This is a genomic window from Chryseobacterium sp. CBo1, from assembly GCF_001693475.1.
GTDB classification, from domain to species: domain Bacteria; phylum Bacteroidota; class Bacteroidia; order Flavobacteriales; family Weeksellaceae; genus Chryseobacterium; species Chryseobacterium formosense.
In genome coordinates this window covers 1-1,846 of record NZ_MAUH01000055.1, presented here as the reverse complement: position 1 = coordinate 1,846, position 1,846 = coordinate 1, and the positions used below count along the sequence as shown (strand labels likewise).

Sequence of the window (1,846 nt, the reverse complement as noted above, 5' to 3'; positions counted from 1 at the left end):
CTCTCAATTTTGTGAGAATAAAATCGTAAATTGCATCTAGGTTATTCATGAATGTATTTGATTGGTAGTCAATACAATTTACAAATTTTTGTAACATGAATAACTTTTTTTATAATGCACTACGGGTTATTAATATCTGTTTTAATGACTTCTACATTTGTGTATCCAATCGTTCTACCTTGAGTACGCATTCCTGCGATAACAGGTCTTGTCGATAGTTCTATAGCATTTTTTGCAATTTTATATGTTCTATGACCTCCGCTATAGCATGATATTTCATCTACTTTTCCAATTCTTTTATTTTTTGTATACATTGGGATATTAAATAATACTCCACTAGAAAACTGAGGGTTTTCAGCCTTCTTGTAGATATATTTTGTAGAATATTTGTATTGACCATTATCGTATTGTTTAATTTCTTTAATACGTATTCCTCCTGCATAGATAATTGGATCATCAGATAGATTAGGATTATTTTCCTCCCAGTTAAAACTAACTTGCGAATAAAAGTACATATAGTTGGAAATATTACCACTACCTAAACCTCCCCAATAAGTATGTTTTATCTCCACATATACTTTTTGAAGAGGAATATTACTATTATTATATTGGTTAAAGTTTATAACGGTTTGAACGTTCATTGGTGAATCAACAATCCAATACTTTTTGACTCCGTTTTCATAATAAAAAACACTCATTTCGGCATATAAGTAACTGCTATCTAAATAATTTGAAAAAGTTGATGCTTTGAATGTAGAGCTACGTGTAATCTTTAAATTAAGCTGCTTATTATAGTTTGTAAGATCAATTTCCTTAATAAATATTTTAGTATTGTTTATAGATGAATTGGGAGGAATTCCATAATTTATATCTTCTCCAGTAACAGAACCTGTCACAGAAAAAAAGAAATCTCTCTTAATGATATTATTTTTAGCAAGAAAATAATGCTCCTCATCAGGTCTATATAATAGAGAACTTGCAGTATTAGGTTCATAAATAAACTCATTTTTCCCACCTTCAGGATAAGTAATAGATTTTAATGAAAACGTTTGAACATAATCTGGATTAACATTTTTATCTGCAATTTGAATGATACCTGTCCCTAAATCAGATGCAAAAGCTTTTACAGGTGTATTTGTGCTTGTATCTTGGTATTTTATTGGAACATTAGGAAATCCTTTATTATTTGTTTTGTTATTGAAATATCCCCAATGATCTGTGGCATACGATAACCTCTGAGTCATCTTATTTTGTTCATAATATTCAAAAGATGTGGTTGTGCATTTTCCATCCCTATCACATTCCTGATAAGAAAGTAATTTCAGTCTTTTAGTTTTATCTTCTGTAGGGTCTGATGGAGCAGGTAAATCGATCAAAGATTGAAAATATTCATAATTAAAACGTTTTTCAGCAATTAAATGACCTGATTTATCTTTTATAATAATTTTATCTAATCTTTTAAGATCAACAAAATCTAACCTATTAGAATATTCAAAACTAATAATTGCATCCGAAGTGATAATCTTATCTAAAAGAGCTTCTTTTGACTCATATTGTATATCTGCATCTTGAGGATCTAAGTCAGGATCAACTACTGGAGTGCTAATTGGATCATTACAACCTACTGCTGAAGAAAAAGTTTGATATACAATGTTTTTTGTTTGAGCTGCAAGTTCTCTTTTTAGAATATTATTTGTAATGTAATAAAAATCTATATTAACCCGTAGTGCATTATAAAAAAAGTTATTCATGTTACAAAAATTTGTAAATTGTATTGACTACCAATCAAATACATTCATGAATAACCTAGATGCAATTTACGATTTTATTCTCACAAAATTGAGAG

1 protein-coding gene is annotated in these 1,846 nt (G+C 28.8%); it reads right to left on the bottom strand.

Features of this window, described 5'->3' with window-relative positions; translation table 11 throughout:
- Window positions 1–119 precede the first annotated feature (119 nt).
- Window positions 120–1,751 (bottom strand): hypothetical protein, encoded by a 1,632-nt coding sequence (locus BA768_RS17780; RefSeq protein ID WP_065721857.1) that lies wholly within the window; start codon window positions 1,749–1,751, stop codon window positions 120–122.
- Window positions 1,752–1,846 lie beyond the last annotated feature (95 nt).

Coding starts and splice junctions, on each gene's coding strand:
- BA768_RS17780 (WP_065721857.1), bottom strand. CDS start 1,751: ATGAATAACTTTTTTTATAATGCACTACGGGTTAATATAGATTTTTAT.